Here is a 17,374-nt window from a genome sequence, read left to right as displayed (position 1 = left end):
ATATCTTTATGATTGCTCTTTTAATACCTTATTTAAACAAATCATCTATGTTGCTATATTCTCATCATGTTCTTATAAGAGCGTTTGATATATTATTTACTTTTAAAAAAAATCAAATAGTTAAAACTAATTTATATAATAAAATAATTAGATTTTATTAATTTGTTGATTATTAATTGAATTAGAATTATTTTATCAATATATTTAAATGCAAGATTAAATATTATTGATAATTTGATTTATTATACGCTTTTAGGAAAATAAGTGGATAAAATGAAAAAAAAGATATTAAGTTTAATATTAGTTGCTTTTGTTATGAATGGCTGTGCAACCTATAACGCAGAAACCAACGACTATTCTGATCCCATGTCGGGGTTTAATAGCACAATGTTTGATTTCAATTATTATGTTCTAGACCCCTACCTATTACGACCTGTAGCCGTAGCTTGGAAAGACTATGTGCCCTCTCCGATTAGAAGTGGTATAAGTGGTGTTTCAAGCAATTTAAGCGAACCTGCTTCATCAGTAAATAGCTTATTAAAAGGAGATGTTCCTGGAGTAGGTAAACATTTGGCACGTTTTATGCTTAATACTGTTTTTGGATTTGGTGGATTGTTAGACGTTGCTAGTATGGCAGATCCTCAATTAGCTAAAGGTAATAAACAATCTTTCGGCACGGTACTCGGCCATTATGATTTACCTTATGGTCCTTATGTTGTATTACCTTTTTATGGACAAGCGACATTAAGACAAGATGTAGGTAATATGGTTGATTATTTATATCCACCATTGAGTTCATTAACTCTAGAAATGTCGGTGACGCGTTATATTTTAGATGGAATTGAAGCACGCGCACAAGCTATACAATATGAAGATCTTTTAAATAATACAAACGACCCTTATAATTTTATGCGTAATGCTTATTTTCAACGTAATGATTTCTTATCGTCTGGTGGTAAAATTGATGAGAAAAGACAACAACAACGGGAACAGCTATTAGGTGATTCTCTTGATGACATTGATAGAGAATAAATTGTTACTTGAAATTTGCTAATTTTAATTAATGAGAAAGTACACTTTATCAGAGAAGTGTACTTTTTTATAACTTTAAAAATAACTCTCGACTTTTAAAAGGCTTGGAACCAACATACGGTTTTAAAGCCATCCGCGTGAATCGTTTGGCCGCTTTTAAAGTATCATCATTATCAAATGAACGTAATGCAAATGCTTTAAGATGTTTACCTGAAAAACTAGTACTATTTTGCATTAGGCTGCCAATAAATCCATTTTCTGGCAAGTATTGATAATTCATTGTTTCAACGATTTCCTCCCCTGTCGCGCAGCAATGTTCAAAATCAATATGATACCCAAGAAACTCCAACAAGCTCAATTCGAATCGTCTAAGTACTTTTTCGGGTTCAATAAGTTGTGCCAATTGTTGTAAAGCCTCTAGATAAGCTTGAAATAATGGTGAAGTATCGGATTCTGACACAATTACGCGATGAATGAGTTCATTAAGATAAAAAGCACTGTATAAAGCAGAACCAGATAACGGCAATGCTAATGAAATAGCTTCACTTCGTGAAAGGGTTTTTACATTACCGGTCCCAGTGAATTGAACTATCAATGGCGTAAATGGCTGTAAATATCCTTTTAAAACGGAACGTTTACGACGAGCACCTTTTGATACACAGGTCACACGCCCCATAGATTCAACAAATAAATCTACCAATAAACTACTTTCGCTATAGGAGCGAGAATGTAAAATAAAAGCCTTATGCCAATCTTTCATATAACTAAATCAAATTAAATAATATCCGTTATTATATAATTAAAATACTTTAAGTCTAAATCACAACTTCTATCTCTATTATTCTCAAACTTATTAAACATGAAACCTTTAATTGAATATTTTTCTTCAATAAAATTAACAATATAATTAAATAGGTTATTTATTGACTCTTTTTTATAGATAAAAACAAACTAAATTAGTTTAGTTGAAATAAAATTAAGAAAAAATGAATTTTTTATAATTTATACACTGAATTTTATTAACTTTTACGATATAATAGCTCATCCTTAATAATAACGTATAATGTATAAAGATATCATGGATCTATTTTCTACTATTCTCATTCTTATTTTGTTAGTGTCGTTATCTGGAATTGTTGTTAAACTTCTACCATTTCAGATCCCTTTGCCTCTAATGCAAATTGCTTTAGGTTGCATTCTTGCTGCCTTTCATTTTTATGTCGAATTTGATCCCGAACTCTTTTTAGTTTTATTTATCCCACCGCTTCTTTTTGCTGATGGTCGTAAAACTGTATTAAAAGATTTCATACATAATGTAAGAGAAATAGTAGGACTAGCTCTAGTTTTAGTTGTGATTACTGTTATTGCGTTAGGTTATCTGCTCTATTGGATCTTACCAGTTCCTGGTCTATCCTTAGCCGCAGCATTAGCGCTTGCTGCTGTTTTATCACCTACTGATGCGGTGGCATTAGGCGGTATCGTTGGTCAAGGACGTATCGAAAAAAGCAAAATGGAAATAATTGAAGGGGAAGCACTGATGAATGATGCTTCTGGTCTGGTAAGCTTAAAGTTTGCCATCCTGATTGCTATAGGCCAAATGGAGTTTAATCTATTTGAAATCTCGGCATCCTTTTTTTTCGTCGCGATAGGCGGTCTTGCTATCGGCGTTTTAGTAACTTGGATTTATACCAAATTGTTACGTAAAGTTAATTTACTTACTAACAATGATCCAGCTATTCAAATAGTACTTTTATTCCTATTACCTTTTGCTGTATATTTGATTGCTGAACATATCGGTTTTTCTGGTATCTTAGCAGCGGTTAGTGCCGGTATGACTGTAAAACAATCTGGCATAATGCGTAATGCTCCTCTTAACATTCGATTACAATCAGAAAGTACTTGGTCGATGTTAACATTTGTATTCAATGGCTTTGTTTTTATTCTTTTAGGTCTCCAATTACCAAAAATCATATCTGATACTTATGCCGTTACTAATTTAGATGGTTCAACAATCGAAATTTGGCAGTTATGTTTTATTGTAATTTTTGTTTATATGGCGCTTATGGGGACTCGTTTCCTATGGCTATATGCAATGAAAAGATTACCTGTACTCCCTGTAATTCTCAAAAAACCGCTTGAATTCAAGAATTATTCAATTCGTGATTTATGGATCTCGACTTTTGCTGGAGTTCGAGGAGCTATTACCTTAGCCGGTGTTCTATCCATTCCTGTTGAAATTACCGGTCGATATGAACTGATATTTATTGCAACTGGTGTTATTTTAGTATCATTGGTTGTTGCCGTATTTGTATTACCAATTTTACTAGGCGGAAAAGTTCTATTGAACAATAGCCAAGTTGATAATGAGGTCTTATATGCTAAAGGCTTTATGGCAGAAGAGGCAATTGGTAGTCTTGAAAAAATGCAAAATAGCATTTTAGCTGATGTTACCGATGGTATTGATAGTGAAATAGTTCATGAAGTGGGATCTCGTGTTATCGGATCTCTGCGTAGACGAACTGGACTTAAAGACCTTGAACAAAAAGCTCTTGAAGCAGAAAATCTTGAACGACGTATGCGTTTAGTTGCAATTGGTAGTGAGCGTGCTGCGCTTTATCAATTAAAGATTCGTAACGAAATTTCTGAAGAAACATTCGAACGATTAGGTACAGGTTTGGATATTTATGAAGCCATGCTGACAGGCGAAAATAAATAAATTTTATCTTAGATTATTTAAATTGAAGAGATGGTATGTTAAGTAAATTACATTCATTAGCTGTTGAAAATGCACCGATATTAATAAGTAAACCATTGCAATTGGTGCCATTTTCATTTAAACGTAAAATAATCGAGCAGCTATTGCAAGCTCAATTTGAACAATCACTTGAAGAAGGCGATCTTGATTTCCTTGAAGATCGCTGGCTTAAAATTGAAGTAAGGGATTTACAATTAGTTTGGTTTATCAGTAATGTGAATAATAAATTAATTGTAAGTTGTGCTGAAATCCCTGATGTTAGTTTTAGCGGTAATATGAATGATTTAATTCTTATCGCAACTCGTAAACAAGATCCAGACACGCTATTCTTTCAACGTAGATTGATAGTTGAAGGAGATACTGAATTAGGGCTATGCGTTAAAAACCTTATGGATTCAATTGATCTTGATTCTATGCCTAAAATAGTACGCCTTGGATTAGAAAAATTGGCACAATTTATTGAATCAAGTGAAAGCCATGTAATTTAGATTTTCTTAAAAAACAACAAATACTAAGACTGAATTAATTTCATAATTAATTCAGTTTTTTTATAGATAACTAAAGCGCAGTGATAAAAGCTAAAAAACCAAAAATAACACCAGGTGCATTTGCAATTGAAATTGGCCAGTCCTTATTTTCTTTTAACATACCGTAACAAACCCATAAAAAGCAGTTAATTGCCGCAGCTAATGGCTGTGTTGGATTCGTTTTTATACCATGAAGATTATCTATAATTTGTGGAATATAGGAAACATACATGAAAAAAGCCGTGACAGTTGCGATCCAACCTAAATACTTAAAATATTGATTTGATATTTTCATGTTATTCTCCTTAAACTAAAGATAAAGCCTTAATTAGCTAAAGATTAAAATGATTATTTAACAAGATTAATAGCGTTATAAAATAAATATCTTTTACAAATTAACGACAAAATAGTAATTGATAAAATAATAATTTAATTAATCAATAAATTATTAAATCTACATCATAATAAATAGATAAAAACTAAATACTTTTTTCACCCATCTTATTACTTTCAACTTAAAAACTCATAATTGAAATAACCATAACCTTAAATTAGATAAAGTAAATCCATGGTAAATAAATTAAAACCATAATAAGAAACAGAAATTATTAGGCTTCCATATGTAGTCTTATCACTTTAACATAGATAATAATAAAAAATTGTTATTTTTCCTACAGTTAACTAATTAAAACAATAGGTAAAATTATTAATTAGTTTGCTATTTCACACTTTTTTTAGGAAAAACAAAGTGTTACCATTAAGATAGCTATTAGGCTATTTGGATCGATTTTAAAAATTGATCCTAAGTTTTAAGACAATAAACTGGAGTTATATCGTCATGAAAAAATTTATTATTTTACTTATTTCAGCTTTTGCGATCATTGCTTGTGATAACCACGATAAGTCATCCAAAATAGATCAAACCATAGATAAAGCTAAAGAGAATACTAAACAAGCTTACGATAACGTTAAACAAGCAGGTTCAGATACATACGAAGCGGCGAAAGATAAGATTAATCAAATGATCGATTCCAGCAAAGATAAAATGAATAACAATGATGCTAATAAATCAATCAAACCGGATACTAACAACAATATTAATAAACCGGCTCAACAGCAACCATTAATCCAACCGTTAAATCAACCATCATCTAGCCAACCCCAAACACCAGCAGTACAGCAAAATAATGCTAATAAAATTGTTGAACCAACACCAGTTAAACAGCCTGTTCAACAACCCGTTCAAGATGTAAAAAAAGTTGAGACTAACATAACAAATAAAACCATTAATAATGATGCTTCTTCACATGTTAATCAGGTTTATAAAGATAAGTTAAATCAAGCTTATAACGAGGCAAAAGAGCAAGCACGAGAAAAATATGATGCGATTAAAGAAAAAGCTCAAAATTCTTACCATTCTGCTCAAGAAAAAGCTAATCAATTCACGCCTAATGATGCGATTAAAGAAAATACACAAAAATCCTACTATTCTGACCAGGAAAAAACTAACCAATTCATTCCTAATGATGCGATTAAAGAAAATACACAAAAATCCTATTATTCTGATCAAGAAAAAGCTAACGAATTAACTCCTAGTCATGCGATTAAAGAAAATGCTCAAAAATCCTACTATTCTGATCAGGAAAAAGCTAACGAATTAACTCCTAGTCAAAAGAAACAAACTTACGACACACTAAAATCGACTGAAAATAAATAATTTTCGTTTAATTTAGTTTGTTTATAAAACCATAAGTTTTCGACTTATGGTTTTATATATAATGCGAAAACGCAATATAGTGAGAATAAGTATATTGAAATAAGTTAATATTCTCTAATTAATTGAAAAATATTTATATTTAATGATAGATATTATTTAAGAAGTAAGTAAACTTAAACAATCGTGTTATCCAAACACGAACAAACTTTTACTTAGTCATTTTATTTGATACTTCTAGTCCAAAACTAACCTATCAGTCATTTGCCTGACTTTTTGTTAAACAAAGGTATCAGTTGCAATAACTGTGATTAATTTCAAATTATTTAAAATGTTTTATACTATGACTACGGATTTCATTAAAAATAATTAGTAAGAGTCATCATGGACAAAACAAAAACCGTAATCGTAACCGGTGCTTCAAGTGGCATCGGTTTTGCTATCACTAAAGCATACCTTGATCAGGGTTATAATGTTGTTGCAAACGGGCGAGATAAAGGACGACTAGATGAAGCTGCTAAGCAGTTAGGACAACCTACTAATCTCTTGCTTGTAGCGGGTGATATATCTCTACCAGAGACAGCAAAGTCACTTTTTACTTTAGCACAAAAACATTTTGGAAAAATTGATATATTGGTCAATAATGCAGGTATATTTATTTCTAAACCAATTAGCCAATATACTGCAGAAGATCTTGATAATATTATAAATACTAATTTAAAAGGATTTTTCTATCCTACCCAATTGGCTGTGGAGTATATGAAACCAAATAAAGGTGGTCACATAGTTAATATCACTGCTGCAATAGCATTACAACCCAATTTAGCCGTTCCAGCGTTGCTACCTATTATGACAAAAGGCGCTATCAACAGTGCGATTAAAGGATTAGCCTTAGAATTAGCAAACGATAATATCAGAGTTAATGGAATTGCTCCTGGTATAATTCAAACCCCAATGCATACTCAAGACCATCAGAGCCTATCTATGCTTAAGAGCCTTTGTCCCTCTAATAATATTGGTCAGGTTACAGACATTGTTGATGCTGTATTGTATTTAACCGACTCTCAATTTGTTACAGGTACGGTCATGGTTGTTGATGGTGGTTCTACTGCTGGTAAATGGTAATTTGTTGCTCATTCAAGGCATTGGCAGTATTGAAGCAATAAAAAATAGAAGTTTTATTTAACAGACAACTTAAAAATAAACAAATTATATTTTTAATATAAAAGCCTGAATTGTACTCTAAATTCAGGCTTTTATAGGATGCTAGATATTTATTTACATTCAAAATTAGTAAGGTTATTTACATCACCCTCGCCTTTATAAACCGCTTTTAGTGGATACTGACATAGTGGGCGTTTCATGGTTACTTTACCGTTTTGAATTTTTTGTGCAGTAAGCGTTGTTGGGGACTGCTGTTTCTCTACCCAATTGACAAGCGATTCAAAACCATTAATTGTATCTGCACCATCACCGCCATTACAATGACCAACCCCTGGTGCCATATATAGCTTCATGAATTCATCGGTATGACTTTTTCCGCCCATGATCTTTTGTACATTGTTATAATAATGGATGGTTCCTTTTGGTGGAATTAATTGATCATCCCAACCATGCCAAATAATCATCTTGCCACCTAATTTTTTGAACTGGCTTAAATCGGCATTATCTGTTCCCATTATTGGTCGATATAGCTCAACGGATTCATTATAAAAGTCATCGAATCCCTTATAACCCAATTGCTTCCAATCCATATCTGGTTTTTGATATATCCAGTATCTTAAGTAATCTTCAGGTACCGTAAAAGGTACTTTACCCGCTATTGGCGTAAGATCTGCTGAAGGTTCAAGGCTATACCACAAAAACTGTCCTGATTGACTGGTCGGACCTTGCCAAATTTTCTTTAAAGAGATTATTTCGGCATCATTGAGCCCTAATTGTTGTAAAAACGAATCACTGATGTTTAAAGTCGTTGGATCGTTGACAACACCATCAATTATACCGTCTTGTTTATCGGCATACTTAATAATCGCCTCACGAACTTGATTGAGTTTTGCGGTGTCAATCGGTTTTCCTAACTCTTCCTGCATTACAATTTGAGGCCATAATGATGATGTAACAAATTTATCCCACTGTATTGCTGGAGCAATAATATATACGCCATCATAATCGGCTGGGAATCTTTGTACTTCCATGAGGCCTTGTCGTCCACCCGTTGAACAACCATTCCAATAAGAGTATTTCGCTGCTTCACCATAATAAGATTGGATTATTTGTTTAGTTTTAACCGTCATTTCATGAACACTACGGTAAGCAAAATCCGTGATTAAGTCTGTTTGCAATTCATTATCTTTGAATGCAAAATCGCCCTTGAATAAGCTACCTTGATGACCAGTATCAGTTGTTACCGATACATAACCATTTTTTGCAGCAACAGCCAATTTATCAAAAGGTATAAAGCCCGCAAACCCGCCACCACCAATGGCTTGTAAACGTTGATTCCAATCTGTAGGTAACCATATTTCAACATTAATTTTAGGTTCAATAGCTAATTCAACTCGACATATTTGTGGAAGATTTGTTATCAATTGAGATTTTGCGCCACGTAATGTATCCGCTAATTTAGTTGGCGGGGTGAAATCACCAGCAATAACTTCACTGTTTACGACTTTGGCATTTTCGAAATTTAATTTTTTTAAATCAGAACATCGTTCCGTAACGGAATCTATTGTATTAGCCCAAGCGGACGTTGAAATACAACTTAATATTGCTAAAAATAATAGATTTTTTTTCATCATTACCTATCCTCAATTTTTATAGAGATTATATTTTAAATATATAGCTAATATTAGTATCCATAAGGAAGGAAAACAAGGCAAGGTAATTAAAATAAATAACTTCATAGCACAAACGGTTTTAAATGTGTGACATTTGATTTTATTAAGGCTTATATCAAAATAATAAATCAATAAAGGACCTAATATAAAATAACAAATTTAATTAATATCAATAAATTACGATATATCAATCATGAAACCTATCGGCGGTCATAGGGAGCACTTTTCCTCGTCTTTGAGCATCTTATAGTATCCCATGATTACCCAGATTTCTAACATAATAATAAACCGCATAGGATGAAGGTAAATTAGTAGCACATGAGCTAAACGCTTTGGCAAATAACATGATTTATACATTATAAACAATGCCAATAATCAATTTATTAATTATCAATTGGTTATCATTTTTTTAATCATAAGGAGATATTAAACCTATCTGAATAGTAATATCTATTATGTAGGAGATAATTTTTATTGGAAAGATAGCAAAAAACATTTCATTTGCGTTTTTGCGTAAGCATAGGCATGGGTGGATTTCGCGTGTTTTATCACGAGTTTTTACGTCCCTCTTCCCTGATATGAAGATTTCGCTACGATCAATATAGGCACAAAAAAGTATTAACAACCGTTTTCATGAGATTCACTTTTAAAAACATACTCAGATAAATAACTTTTACTTGGCAAAGTAATAGTTTATTTAGTTCTACTCAATCTTGAGCCCTTTGTTTTTATTGATAAAAAAGCAATGGATAGCGCAACAGAATTACTTGTTTTGGCTTCCAAAGAAAAAAGAAGGCTATAAATGGTAACAGATTATAATAGTTTAATGTCAGTTATTTTATTGAAAAGAACTTAAAGATAAACAATTTAATCATTGCTAATCCATACTGTAAATAGTAAATTTAGATAATTGAAATAATATATAAAATATAAAAATTATAAATATAATGAAATATTATTTATTAATGACTACAAAGCAGTGGCAAGAATATCAAAAACAGAAAGAAAGTGACTCACTCTTTAGTTCTATCTCTTTAAGTTCTAACACTATTATAGAATACAGTAAATTAAAACCCGTTTATTATAATTATAGTAGTAAATTGGATGAAATTGTAGAATATTGCGTTAACCATCAAGATGAATGTAAAAACCTATATCCCACTCTCGAAGCGCTTGGTTTATATTATGGTCGTAATACCTATAATAAAGATGATAAAAAATTCTCTGCCGGACTAAAAGAAGCGATAGAATCACAGCGTGCAATTTTATTTGAGATGCCTATTGAATACCATTCTGGCATGTTGCAACCAGCAAATGATGTTAAAAACTCAAAGAATAATCGAACACCCCGCAAATTAACCCTTGACGAAGTAAAGGCTTATGAGCTGGAAATGCGTTACGGTAAGGATCAAGACAATTACATAGAATTGACAGTTTATAATCTAGCTAATCAACCGTTTACTATCTTTGACAATGCCAGTCAAAAGATGCTTAAGCAAGGGACATTAGATAATAACGGTTACGCTTATGTTAGCTTACCCATAAATGCCAAATATGTGGATATAGTGTTCGATAAGCAGCAAGAGAACCGCCCTTGGTATTATGATATACCATTACAAATATTAGGGGGGATTCGTGATGCTACGCAGTCAGTGTCTGATTTGTCATGGGATACCTTGCCAACTAACCTCATTATGGAGTATGGTTTTAACATTGAAACGCAAAATCCTATCCAATTGGGAGAAGTTCCAGAGCCGGAAACAATATCAGGCGCGCTTACTCGTGGTGTAAGCCAATTTCTAATTGGGTTTATTCCTGTATCTAGGACGTTAAAATTTATCAAACCCATATCGAAAATGGGTGAGCTAGGTAAAGGCGCGATAGCCGGCGGAGTCACAGATTTTACAGTTTTTGCACCTCACGAGGAACGACTCTCTAATTTAGTCCAATCATTCAAAGAATTACAAAACCCAGTTACAGAGTATTTACAAGCCGATCCAGATGATAGCGCAGCGGAAGGACGATTAAAAAATGTTTTAGAAGGGTTATTGATAGGGGGGCTTGCTGAACCCTTTGCCCATTCATTGCGAGCTTTAAAGTACTCAAGAATCAAATGGATGATATCGGACGTTAGGACGAGAGTTCACTATAAACTTAAAATTGTAACGATAGAAACCGAATCAGGCAGCAAAGGTAATTGGAATGAATTACTTAATAATCCCGAACCTAACACAAGGTATATTGTAGACGGTAATAAAATATATGATACTGACCATTTAGGAAGAGTAGTAAGAGTTGAGGCGATGCTTAAACTTGATACACTAGACAGAAACACTTATCAACAATTGAAAGCAGGTAAACAAGGGATAGACGGTGACGAAGGCGGGCATTTAATCGCCTCAATACTAAATGGCTCAGGCGAAAAAATTAACCTCCTGCCAATGAATTCAAATCTTAATCGTGGCGCATGGAAGCAAATGGAAAATAATTGGTTTAAGGCACTACAAGAAGGAAAAACTGTTAAGGTTAAAATTGAGCCTTTATATAGAGGAACAGATACTAGACCTAGAGGTTTTAGAGTACTGTATTCTTTTGATAATGGCAAATTTAATAAAATTACTTTTAAAAATTCTCCAGGAGGAATTTAATGACTAAAGAAGATCAAATTTTGAATCAATTGGGAGGTATCCTAATTAATTCTGCACCTGCTAAAGCAAGAAAACTTATAATGCATGCAGAACCTAATGCAGAGGGAGATGTATGTAAATATAAATTTTATTATGTAAATAAACGTAATGAACAGCATGACTATGATCCAGATGGCATTGCCGAAATTGATATTTTGGATACATTAGTTGAATTAAGGAAATATTATCTTGATAACAACCTTTCAAATGGTGAACCTATCTGGGTTGGCTGTATCGTTGAGGTGGATGTTAAAAAAAGTAAAATCAATATTGAATTTAAGTATGAACCATTTATTTTTGATGAGTAATATTAATCATTAAATAGTTAGGCTTAATTAGATAGTAGCAAATCTAAACATAAGCATATTTTATGAATTTAAATAAAGTGCTATGAGGATTCTACGGTATGCCAAATTCTTATTATTTGCGTCTAGGCTGACAGCCGAACATTCACGATTATAGTGAACTGGCGCAAATATTTATTATTGAACAAGTCAAAGGATGAATAGTAAGTGTTACAAGAATTTGGCTTAATTGCATCTTAACAAAATGGATCATAGGGAAAAATTAACCTCCTGCCAATGAATTCAAATCTTAATCGTGGGGTATGGAAAAAGCTAGAAAATAAATGGGCTAAAGCCTTACGAAAAGGTAAAACAGTCAAAGTTGAGATAAAGCCTGTATATCAGGATACAGATATAAGACCAACTAAGTTTAATGTATCATATTCTATTGATAATGGGCGATTTAGGCATACAGAAATATTAAACTAAGCAGGTGGATAAAATGACAAAAACAGACGATCAATTAAATAATGAAATAGGGCAATTACTTTTTAAATCATCACCTAATGGAGCAAAAAAAGTAATTGCTCAATTAGAATTTACCCCAGAGTTGGACTGTATCTATATATTTGATTATTATAATCAAAATAATGAATTAAATTGGTATACATTGGATACCGATATAACAAGCCCTTTAATCGATACGGTAAGAGAGCTTAGACAATATTATATTGATAATGGCTTACCTGCGTGGAGAGGTTGTATTATAACTGTTGATATTGAAAATACTAAAATTGATTTTGAATTTAAGTATGAACGATTTATCCCTCTTTTTGATGATGACGATCTTAAAGATTAAACAGTTAGGCTTCATTAAATAATAGCAAATCCAAATATAAGCACATTTTATGAATTTAAATAAAGTGCTATAAGCATCCTACTGTATGCCAAATTCTTATTATTTGCGTCTAGGCTGATAGCCGAACATTCGCGACCATAGCGAACTGGCGCAAATATTTATTATTGAACAAGTAGAAGAATGCATGGCAAGTTTTATCAGAATTTGGCTTAATTGCATCTTAACTAAATGGATCATAAGAAAAAATTAACCTCCTGCCAATGAATTCAAATCTTAATCGTAGCTTATGGAAAAGCTAGAAAATGGATGGGTTAAATCCCTAAAAGAAGGTAAAACAGTTGAAGTTAAGATAGAGCCTATATATAAGGATACAGATCTAAGACCAAATAGGTTTAGGGTATCGTATTATGTTGATAATAAAGACTTTTCTTATATAGAATTTTATAACAAAGCGAGTAAATAAATATGATAGATGATCTTTATAATAAAATCGGGCAAATATTAGTTATGAGTTGTCCAGATGATGCAATAAAAATAGTAACGGGTATAGAAATTGTAGAAGAGAATGATGTCGCCACTTATTTTTTTAATTATTTTGATAATAAAAATAATAAAAAAGAATTTGAGCCTGACCTCAGAGCTACGGATGTTATATTTTACACCATGTTAGAACTTAAAAAGTATTTTCTTGATAACAATCTTACTAATGGCGAGCCAATCTGGACGGGTTGTATCGTTGAGATAGATATTAAAAATTCAAAAATCAATTTTGAATTTAAGTATGAACCATTTATTGATGTTGATGATGATGAGTAAACTAAATCATTAAACAGTTAGTCTTAATTAGATAATAGCAAATCCAAATATAAGTATCCCATTTTATGCCAAATTCTTATTATTTGCCTCTAGGCTGATCACTGAACATTCGTGGCACGAGCGAGCTGGCGCAACAAATATCTATAGAGATTTGAGGGCATATAGTTAATAAAAAGTAAAAGATTAAGTTATAGTAATCTGAAATGATTTGAACTTTCCAAATACCTTAATTTTTTTCCTGATTTAGCGTTAAATTCAATCTAATTTGAAATTTACCTATTTATACTTAAGTTCTCTCATTATACCTTAATGTAAACCCTGATGTTCCAAACGTTCTTGTAGACTGTTTTTAATTAGAACGATTTCGTCACTTAATTTTTTACTTGCTCCTTGATAACTTAGAGAAGTTTCATGCCGAGCAAATTCACCTTCTCGCTGTGCACTTAGCCAATTAAATGATCCAATACATAACAAATCATTATCTTTAATAACTAATTTGCTATGTATTTTTCTTACAAATTTTACTTCTATTTGTTTATTTTTGAGCAAATCTTCTAATGCAAATAATTTATTGTCCACACTATTGGTGACATTAAGCTCCGAATCTATGAAAACAGTTACCGTAATACCTTTTTTAATCGCACTTTCTAAAAGTGGTAAAATCTTGCTACTTTCAATAGCATTCTCTGTTAGCCATGGAGAAACAATAATAATTTCTTTCTTAGCGGTATTGATAGTATCTATTAGAAAGTCATCATGCTCTTTTGCATCGCGAAGTACTTGAAGACTGGTACTGCTTGATTCAATTAAGTCTTTCCTTTCTATTGATTTAAAATGAAGTTTATTCGTTTCCGATGCCATGAGAAAATTAGCCAAGGTACCCATTGGAGTGTTTAGGTGTGGATCTAAAATATCCATATCCCCAAAGACTAAAAAGCTATCTTTTGCTCGAGATACTGCCACATTTAAAATACTTGGCTGGTTATCGATAAAATGTCCATTATTATGTTTAGAATAAACTGTGGAAAAAATTATTAACTCTTTTTCTGCACCTTGTAGAGAATGAACAGTACCAATCGTTAACTTTTGGTCATTACACACTTTTAGCTTACGTATTGCTTGTTTTATTTCATTGGCTTGCCCACTAAATGGCGTAATGATACCCACAATCTCATGTAATGGTTTATTATATTTTTCTTCAAGTTCAGATTTATAAGAAGCTAACCATTTGGCAATAACTTTTGCTTCTAATTCATTTAAACGACTGCAAGAACCAGATTGCTGACAAATACCATCAATATGCAAATAACCAAGAGCAGGGAATAAACCGCCTTCAGATTTGCGTCCTCGTTTTGGTTTAAGCTTACCCTTATAAATTAATTCATTACAGAAAGTTATTATTTCATCGTAACAACGGCGATGTTCATACAGGTACATTCCTGGCTCTAAATCAGGATCATAATGATAACGAGAGGAATTCTGTGCAATTTTCATAATACTTCCAGAGGAAGCTGATACCCCTAAATTAGTCAATTTATTGTATTCCTGTTCAATGTCATCAGTGTCAATAACCTTAGCTTCCAGCAAATTACCAATGTCAACTTTCGCCGGAATCGCCCAAATTGGTTCAATTTGGGCGATATCGCCAATAACGAGCGCTTTTTTGCTAAGTGCAAATGAAGCCCCTGCCACTTCAGGTAAAACTTGACCTGCCTCATCAACAATCAATAAATCTGCATAATTATATAAATAATCATTTACATAATTTGCGCCTACATATTTAAAATACTTAGGCAATGTATATAATGTTGATACTACACAGGGTGTTAACATCATTCTTAGATACCAACGTTCTTCGATAATTGACTTTCCAGTTTTCCTTAACCATTGCAATAAAGTTGGTAATAACTCTTCCATTTTTGACAACCATTGTCCTTCCCAATAATGAGTCGTCAATAAAAAAATTTTAAAGCGGATTTTTGTATCTGCTATACTATCGGCTTGTTCTAAATCAATTGTTTTCGTGTTTTCTTTTATATCTAAATGTTGTAAAGCCAAACACCAATTTTCCTGACATTTTTCTAACTCATTGATTAATTTTTCTAAATTTTCGATCACCCTTTGATTTTCTTTTATTAGTGACTCAATAGCACTTATTTGGTTACTAATAAATAAGGTGATTTCATCTATTATTTTCCACTTAGGTTGTTGCGAGCCGAACGGCCATAAACTTTTAAGATAAAGATTTGCTTTTAATAATCTTTTTTGCGCAATAAAGGGGAGAAATGAAAAAAATGAATACCATAGGCTTTCATCAACAAGATATTGTTGCCAGCTATTTTCAAGGTTTTGCCACTCTTTTTTATTCTCTTCGAGTTGTGCTAATTGTTGTTGTTGATTTTTCCTCACTTGATAGGGATCATCACAAAATTGTTTTTGAATTTTATCTTTGATAGTAGTCAAACTTTTCCATGATTCTTCAATTTGATTTAATTTTTCAACTTCATTTTTAATGGAATCATGTAGCTTATCTACAATAGCACTAACTTTGATTGATTCAATATCGATGTCCTCAAACGCTTCTGAGGCTTTTTTAATATAATAAGATTTAGCTTCTTTAAAATATTTAGGATTCTCAACTGTCTCATAAAAAGATTCAGTTTGATAAGATTCTGCAGCTTTTTCAGCTTTAGTTATAGACGGAAAATAGGCTCCGAAACTTTTTACGTTAGGTAACCATCTACCACCAAAAGGTTCATCCCCTTTAGAAAATCCTTTCTCAAATGCATCTAAAATATTTGTTACCGCTTGATTATTAGTAGAAGCAGCAACAATGACGGGTGGATTATCTTTTTCAAGTGCATGCTTTGCCCATAAAGATGCTACGACAGACAGAAGCATCGTTGTTTTACCAGTTCCCGGAGGACCATTAACCGCAAGGGTTTCACCATTTTTTGCATTTAATAAATGGATTAATGCATCGCACTGTGCTGTAGCTAAAGGAAATTGCTCACTCGCATGTGCAAGTCGCTTTGAAAATAAACTATTACTAGATAAACATGGTTCTTTAGGCGTTGGTAATTTTGCAGTAATATTTTCAAATAAGGGAATGTTTTCAGAACTGATCCGTAATTTATCATAGACAGGTAATATGTTTTTAAATATATCTTTGATCGCGTTTTTTTTAATTATATAGCTATCATGTATACGTTTGAATGATTGCGTATCTTTCAGCCATTCTTTAGCAACATGATTCAAAAGTGACTCAATATCTTCTCTATATTTACACCAATAATCGTTATACTCATTATCACTTAATTCGTTATCTTCTTTATTATTTGTATAATTGATACCTGATAAAGTGTTAATCGTTAGATAGTCATCTAGCTCATTAACTAGACCAATTGAAAAAGAACCTTTAACTAAGGGCTCAAGTATATCGCGTGAAATATGTGTCCCATTTTGTTTTGGATAACATCTTCCATTTCTAGTAAGTAAAGCATCTGTTACGAGTGGAATAACATAATCAGGAGTATCTTGCGAATGGGAAATGGTATGGTTAACTTGCTTTCGATAAACAATTGGTCTAATAATAATCTCTATTGTATTACAATCAACCGGTTCATCCTTAAATAGCTTATCGGTCTTTGTCTTATCGATATGTCCAGATTGCATAAACTGGTCACCACAGATAGTAAAAGCCTTAGTATCTTTTTCGCTCATTCCTCCTATTGAGAAATTAGAATCAGCTAAAGAATTACGCCAATAGCTTGCAAAAGCTTGTGCCATTCTATCCATTTCATTTCCTTATCTCGAATTTATTATATTTGAATTTCCCATACCATATTACCATTTTCGTGTGT

At 32.3% G+C, this 17,374-nt stretch carries 15 protein-coding genes; 11 read left to right on the top strand and 4 right to left on the bottom strand.

Features of this window, described 5'->3' with window-relative positions:
- Positions 1 to 273: 273 nt before the first annotated feature.
- Entirely contained in the window at positions 274 to 1,032 is a 759-nt protein-coding gene (locus FPB0191_RS04650) for an MlaA family lipoprotein (RefSeq protein ID WP_039106639.1), read from the top strand.
- Between the two features lie 67 nt (positions 1,033 to 1,099).
- Here FPB0191_RS04650 and recO read toward each other — a convergent pair whose 3' ends face one another.
- Positions 1,100 to 1,792 (bottom strand): DNA repair protein RecO, encoded by a 693-nt coding sequence (recO, locus tag FPB0191_RS04645; protein WP_039104380.1) that lies wholly within the window; start codon positions 1,790 to 1,792, stop codon positions 1,100 to 1,102.
- Positions 1,793 to 2,110: 318 nt separating this feature from the next.
- Here recO and FPB0191_RS04640 point away from each other — a divergent pair, with 318 nt between their 5' ends.
- Both FPB0191_RS04640 and ubiT read left to right on the top strand, forming a co-directional pair.
- The gene (locus FPB0191_RS04640; protein ID WP_039104379.1) at positions 2,111 to 3,748 is read left to right on the top strand and encodes a Na+/H+ antiporter; all 1,638 of its coding nucleotides are present in this window, start codon (positions 2,111 to 2,113) and stop codon (positions 3,746 to 3,748) included.
- A 35-nt stretch (positions 3,749 to 3,783) separates the two neighbouring features.
- On the top strand, positions 3,784 to 4,275 hold the full coding sequence (gene ubiT, locus FPB0191_RS04635; RefSeq protein WP_039104378.1) for a ubiquinone anaerobic biosynthesis accessory factor UbiT: 492 nt from the start codon (positions 3,784 to 3,786) through the stop codon (positions 4,273 to 4,275).
- A 70-nt stretch (positions 4,276 to 4,345) separates the two neighbouring features.
- Here ubiT and FPB0191_RS04630 read toward each other — a convergent pair whose 3' ends face one another.
- Positions 4,346 to 4,609, bottom strand: coding sequence for a SemiSWEET family transporter (locus FPB0191_RS04630; protein WP_039104377.1), 264 nt, complete (start codon positions 4,607 to 4,609; stop codon positions 4,346 to 4,348).
- 543 nt (positions 4,610 to 5,152) lie between these two features.
- Between FPB0191_RS04630 and FPB0191_RS04625 the strand changes: the two genes are divergently transcribed.
- Together FPB0191_RS04625 and FPB0191_RS04620 are read left to right on the top strand one after the other, a co-directional pair.
- Entirely contained in the window at positions 5,153 to 6,031 is an 879-nt protein-coding gene (locus FPB0191_RS04625; RefSeq protein WP_039104376.1) for a hypothetical protein, read from the top strand.
- A 381-nt stretch (positions 6,032 to 6,412) separates the two neighbouring features.
- A complete protein-coding gene (locus FPB0191_RS04620) occupies positions 6,413 to 7,153 on the top strand; it encodes an SDR family NAD(P)-dependent oxidoreductase (RefSeq protein WP_039104375.1) in 741 nt (246 codons plus the stop codon).
- A gap of 149 nt (positions 7,154 to 7,302) precedes the next feature.
- Here FPB0191_RS04620 and FPB0191_RS04615 read toward each other — a convergent pair whose 3' ends face one another.
- Positions 7,303 to 8,826: a tannase/feruloyl esterase family alpha/beta hydrolase gene (locus FPB0191_RS04615; protein WP_082018235.1), complete on the bottom strand. Its 1,524-nt coding sequence runs from the start codon at positions 8,824 to 8,826 to the stop codon at positions 7,303 to 7,305.
- Positions 8,827 to 9,830: 1,004 nt separating this feature from the next.
- On the opposite strand from FPB0191_RS04615, the gene FPB0191_RS11890 reads away from it, so the two are divergent.
- From FPB0191_RS11890 to FPB0191_RS04585, 6 genes are all read left to right on the top strand, one after another.
- Entirely contained in the window at positions 9,831 to 11,513 is a 1,683-nt protein-coding gene (locus tag FPB0191_RS11890) for a DNA/RNA non-specific endonuclease (protein WP_202965380.1), read from the top strand.
- Positions 11,513 to 11,860, top strand: a complete 348-nt coding sequence (locus tag FPB0191_RS04605) for a hypothetical protein (RefSeq protein ID WP_039104373.1) — start codon at positions 11,513 to 11,515, stop codon at positions 11,858 to 11,860. The genes FPB0191_RS11890 and FPB0191_RS04605 overlap by 1 nt, the downstream gene beginning before the upstream one ends.
- 258 nt (positions 11,861 to 12,118) lie before the next feature.
- Positions 12,119 to 12,325, top strand: a complete 207-nt coding sequence (locus tag FPB0191_RS04600) for a DNA/RNA non-specific endonuclease (protein WP_336433180.1) — start codon at positions 12,119 to 12,121, stop codon at positions 12,323 to 12,325.
- 13 nt (positions 12,326 to 12,338) lie between these two features.
- Entirely contained in the window at positions 12,339 to 12,695 is a 357-nt protein-coding gene (locus FPB0191_RS04595; protein WP_052236761.1) for a hypothetical protein, read from the top strand.
- A 286-nt stretch (positions 12,696 to 12,981) separates the two neighbouring features.
- Positions 12,982 to 13,158 carry a DNA/RNA non-specific endonuclease gene (locus FPB0191_RS12535; RefSeq protein ID WP_082018233.1) on the top strand — a complete coding sequence of 59 codons (177 nt, stop codon included), beginning with the start codon at positions 12,982 to 12,984 and terminating at the stop codon, positions 13,156 to 13,158.
- A 2-nt stretch (positions 13,159 to 13,160) separates the two neighbouring features.
- Positions 13,161 to 13,511, top strand: a complete 351-nt coding sequence (locus FPB0191_RS04585) for an immunity protein YezG family protein (protein ID WP_039104371.1) — start codon at positions 13,161 to 13,163, stop codon at positions 13,509 to 13,511.
- Positions 13,512 to 13,817: 306 nt separating this feature from the next.
- On the opposite strand, the gene FPB0191_RS04580 is transcribed toward FPB0191_RS04585, so the two are convergent.
- Entirely contained in the window at positions 13,818 to 17,309 is a 3,492-nt protein-coding gene (locus FPB0191_RS04580; RefSeq protein WP_039104370.1) for an AAA domain-containing protein, read from the bottom strand.
- Between the last annotated feature and the right edge of the window lie 65 nt (positions 17,310 to 17,374).

The sequence above is a fragment of the Frischella perrara genome (assembly GCF_000807275.1).
Classification (GTDB): domain Bacteria; phylum Pseudomonadota; class Gammaproteobacteria; order Enterobacterales; family Orbaceae; genus Frischella; species Frischella perrara.
The sequence above is the reverse complement of the archived record's forward strand: the minus strand, read 5'-3'. Positions and strand labels throughout refer to the sequence as shown.

Excerpts from the sequence above, each read along its gene's own strand:
- FPB0191_RS04650 (WP_039106639.1), top strand. The coding sequence starts at position 274 with ATGAAAAAAAAGATATTAAGTTTAATATTAGTTGCTTTTGTTATGAAT.
- recO (WP_039104380.1), bottom strand. The coding sequence starts at position 1,792 with ATGAAAGATTGGCATAAGGCTTTTATTTTACATTCTCGCTCCTATAGC.
- FPB0191_RS04640 (WP_039104379.1), top strand. The coding sequence starts at position 2,111 with ATGGATCTATTTTCTACTATTCTCATTCTTATTTTGTTAGTGTCGTTA.
- ubiT (WP_039104378.1), top strand. The coding sequence starts at position 3,784 with ATGTTAAGTAAATTACATTCATTAGCTGTTGAAAATGCACCGATATTA.
- FPB0191_RS04630 (WP_039104377.1), bottom strand. The coding sequence starts at position 4,609 with ATGAAAATATCAAATCAATATTTTAAGTATTTAGGTTGGATCGCAACT.
- FPB0191_RS04625 (WP_039104376.1), top strand. The coding sequence starts at position 5,153 with ATGAAAAAATTTATTATTTTACTTATTTCAGCTTTTGCGATCATTGCT.
- FPB0191_RS04620 (WP_039104375.1), top strand. The coding sequence starts at position 6,413 with ATGGACAAAACAAAAACCGTAATCGTAACCGGTGCTTCAAGTGGCATC.
- FPB0191_RS04615 (WP_082018235.1), bottom strand. The coding sequence starts at position 8,826 with ATGATGAAAAAAAATCTATTATTTTTAGCAATATTAAGTTGTATTTCA.
- FPB0191_RS11890 (WP_202965380.1), top strand. The coding sequence starts at position 9,831 with ATGACTACAAAGCAGTGGCAAGAATATCAAAAACAGAAAGAAAGTGAC.
- FPB0191_RS04605 (WP_039104373.1), top strand. The coding sequence starts at position 11,513 with ATGACTAAAGAAGATCAAATTTTGAATCAATTGGGAGGTATCCTAATT.
- FPB0191_RS04595 (WP_052236761.1), top strand. The coding sequence starts at position 12,339 with ATGACAAAAACAGACGATCAATTAAATAATGAAATAGGGCAATTACTT.
- FPB0191_RS12535 (WP_082018233.1), top strand. The coding sequence starts at position 12,982 with ATGGAAAAGCTAGAAAATGGATGGGTTAAATCCCTAAAAGAAGGTAAA.
- FPB0191_RS04585 (WP_039104371.1), top strand. The coding sequence starts at position 13,161 with ATGATAGATGATCTTTATAATAAAATCGGGCAAATATTAGTTATGAGT.
- FPB0191_RS04580 (WP_039104370.1), bottom strand. The coding sequence starts at position 17,309 with ATGGATAGAATGGCACAAGCTTTTGCAAGCTATTGGCGTAATTCTTTA.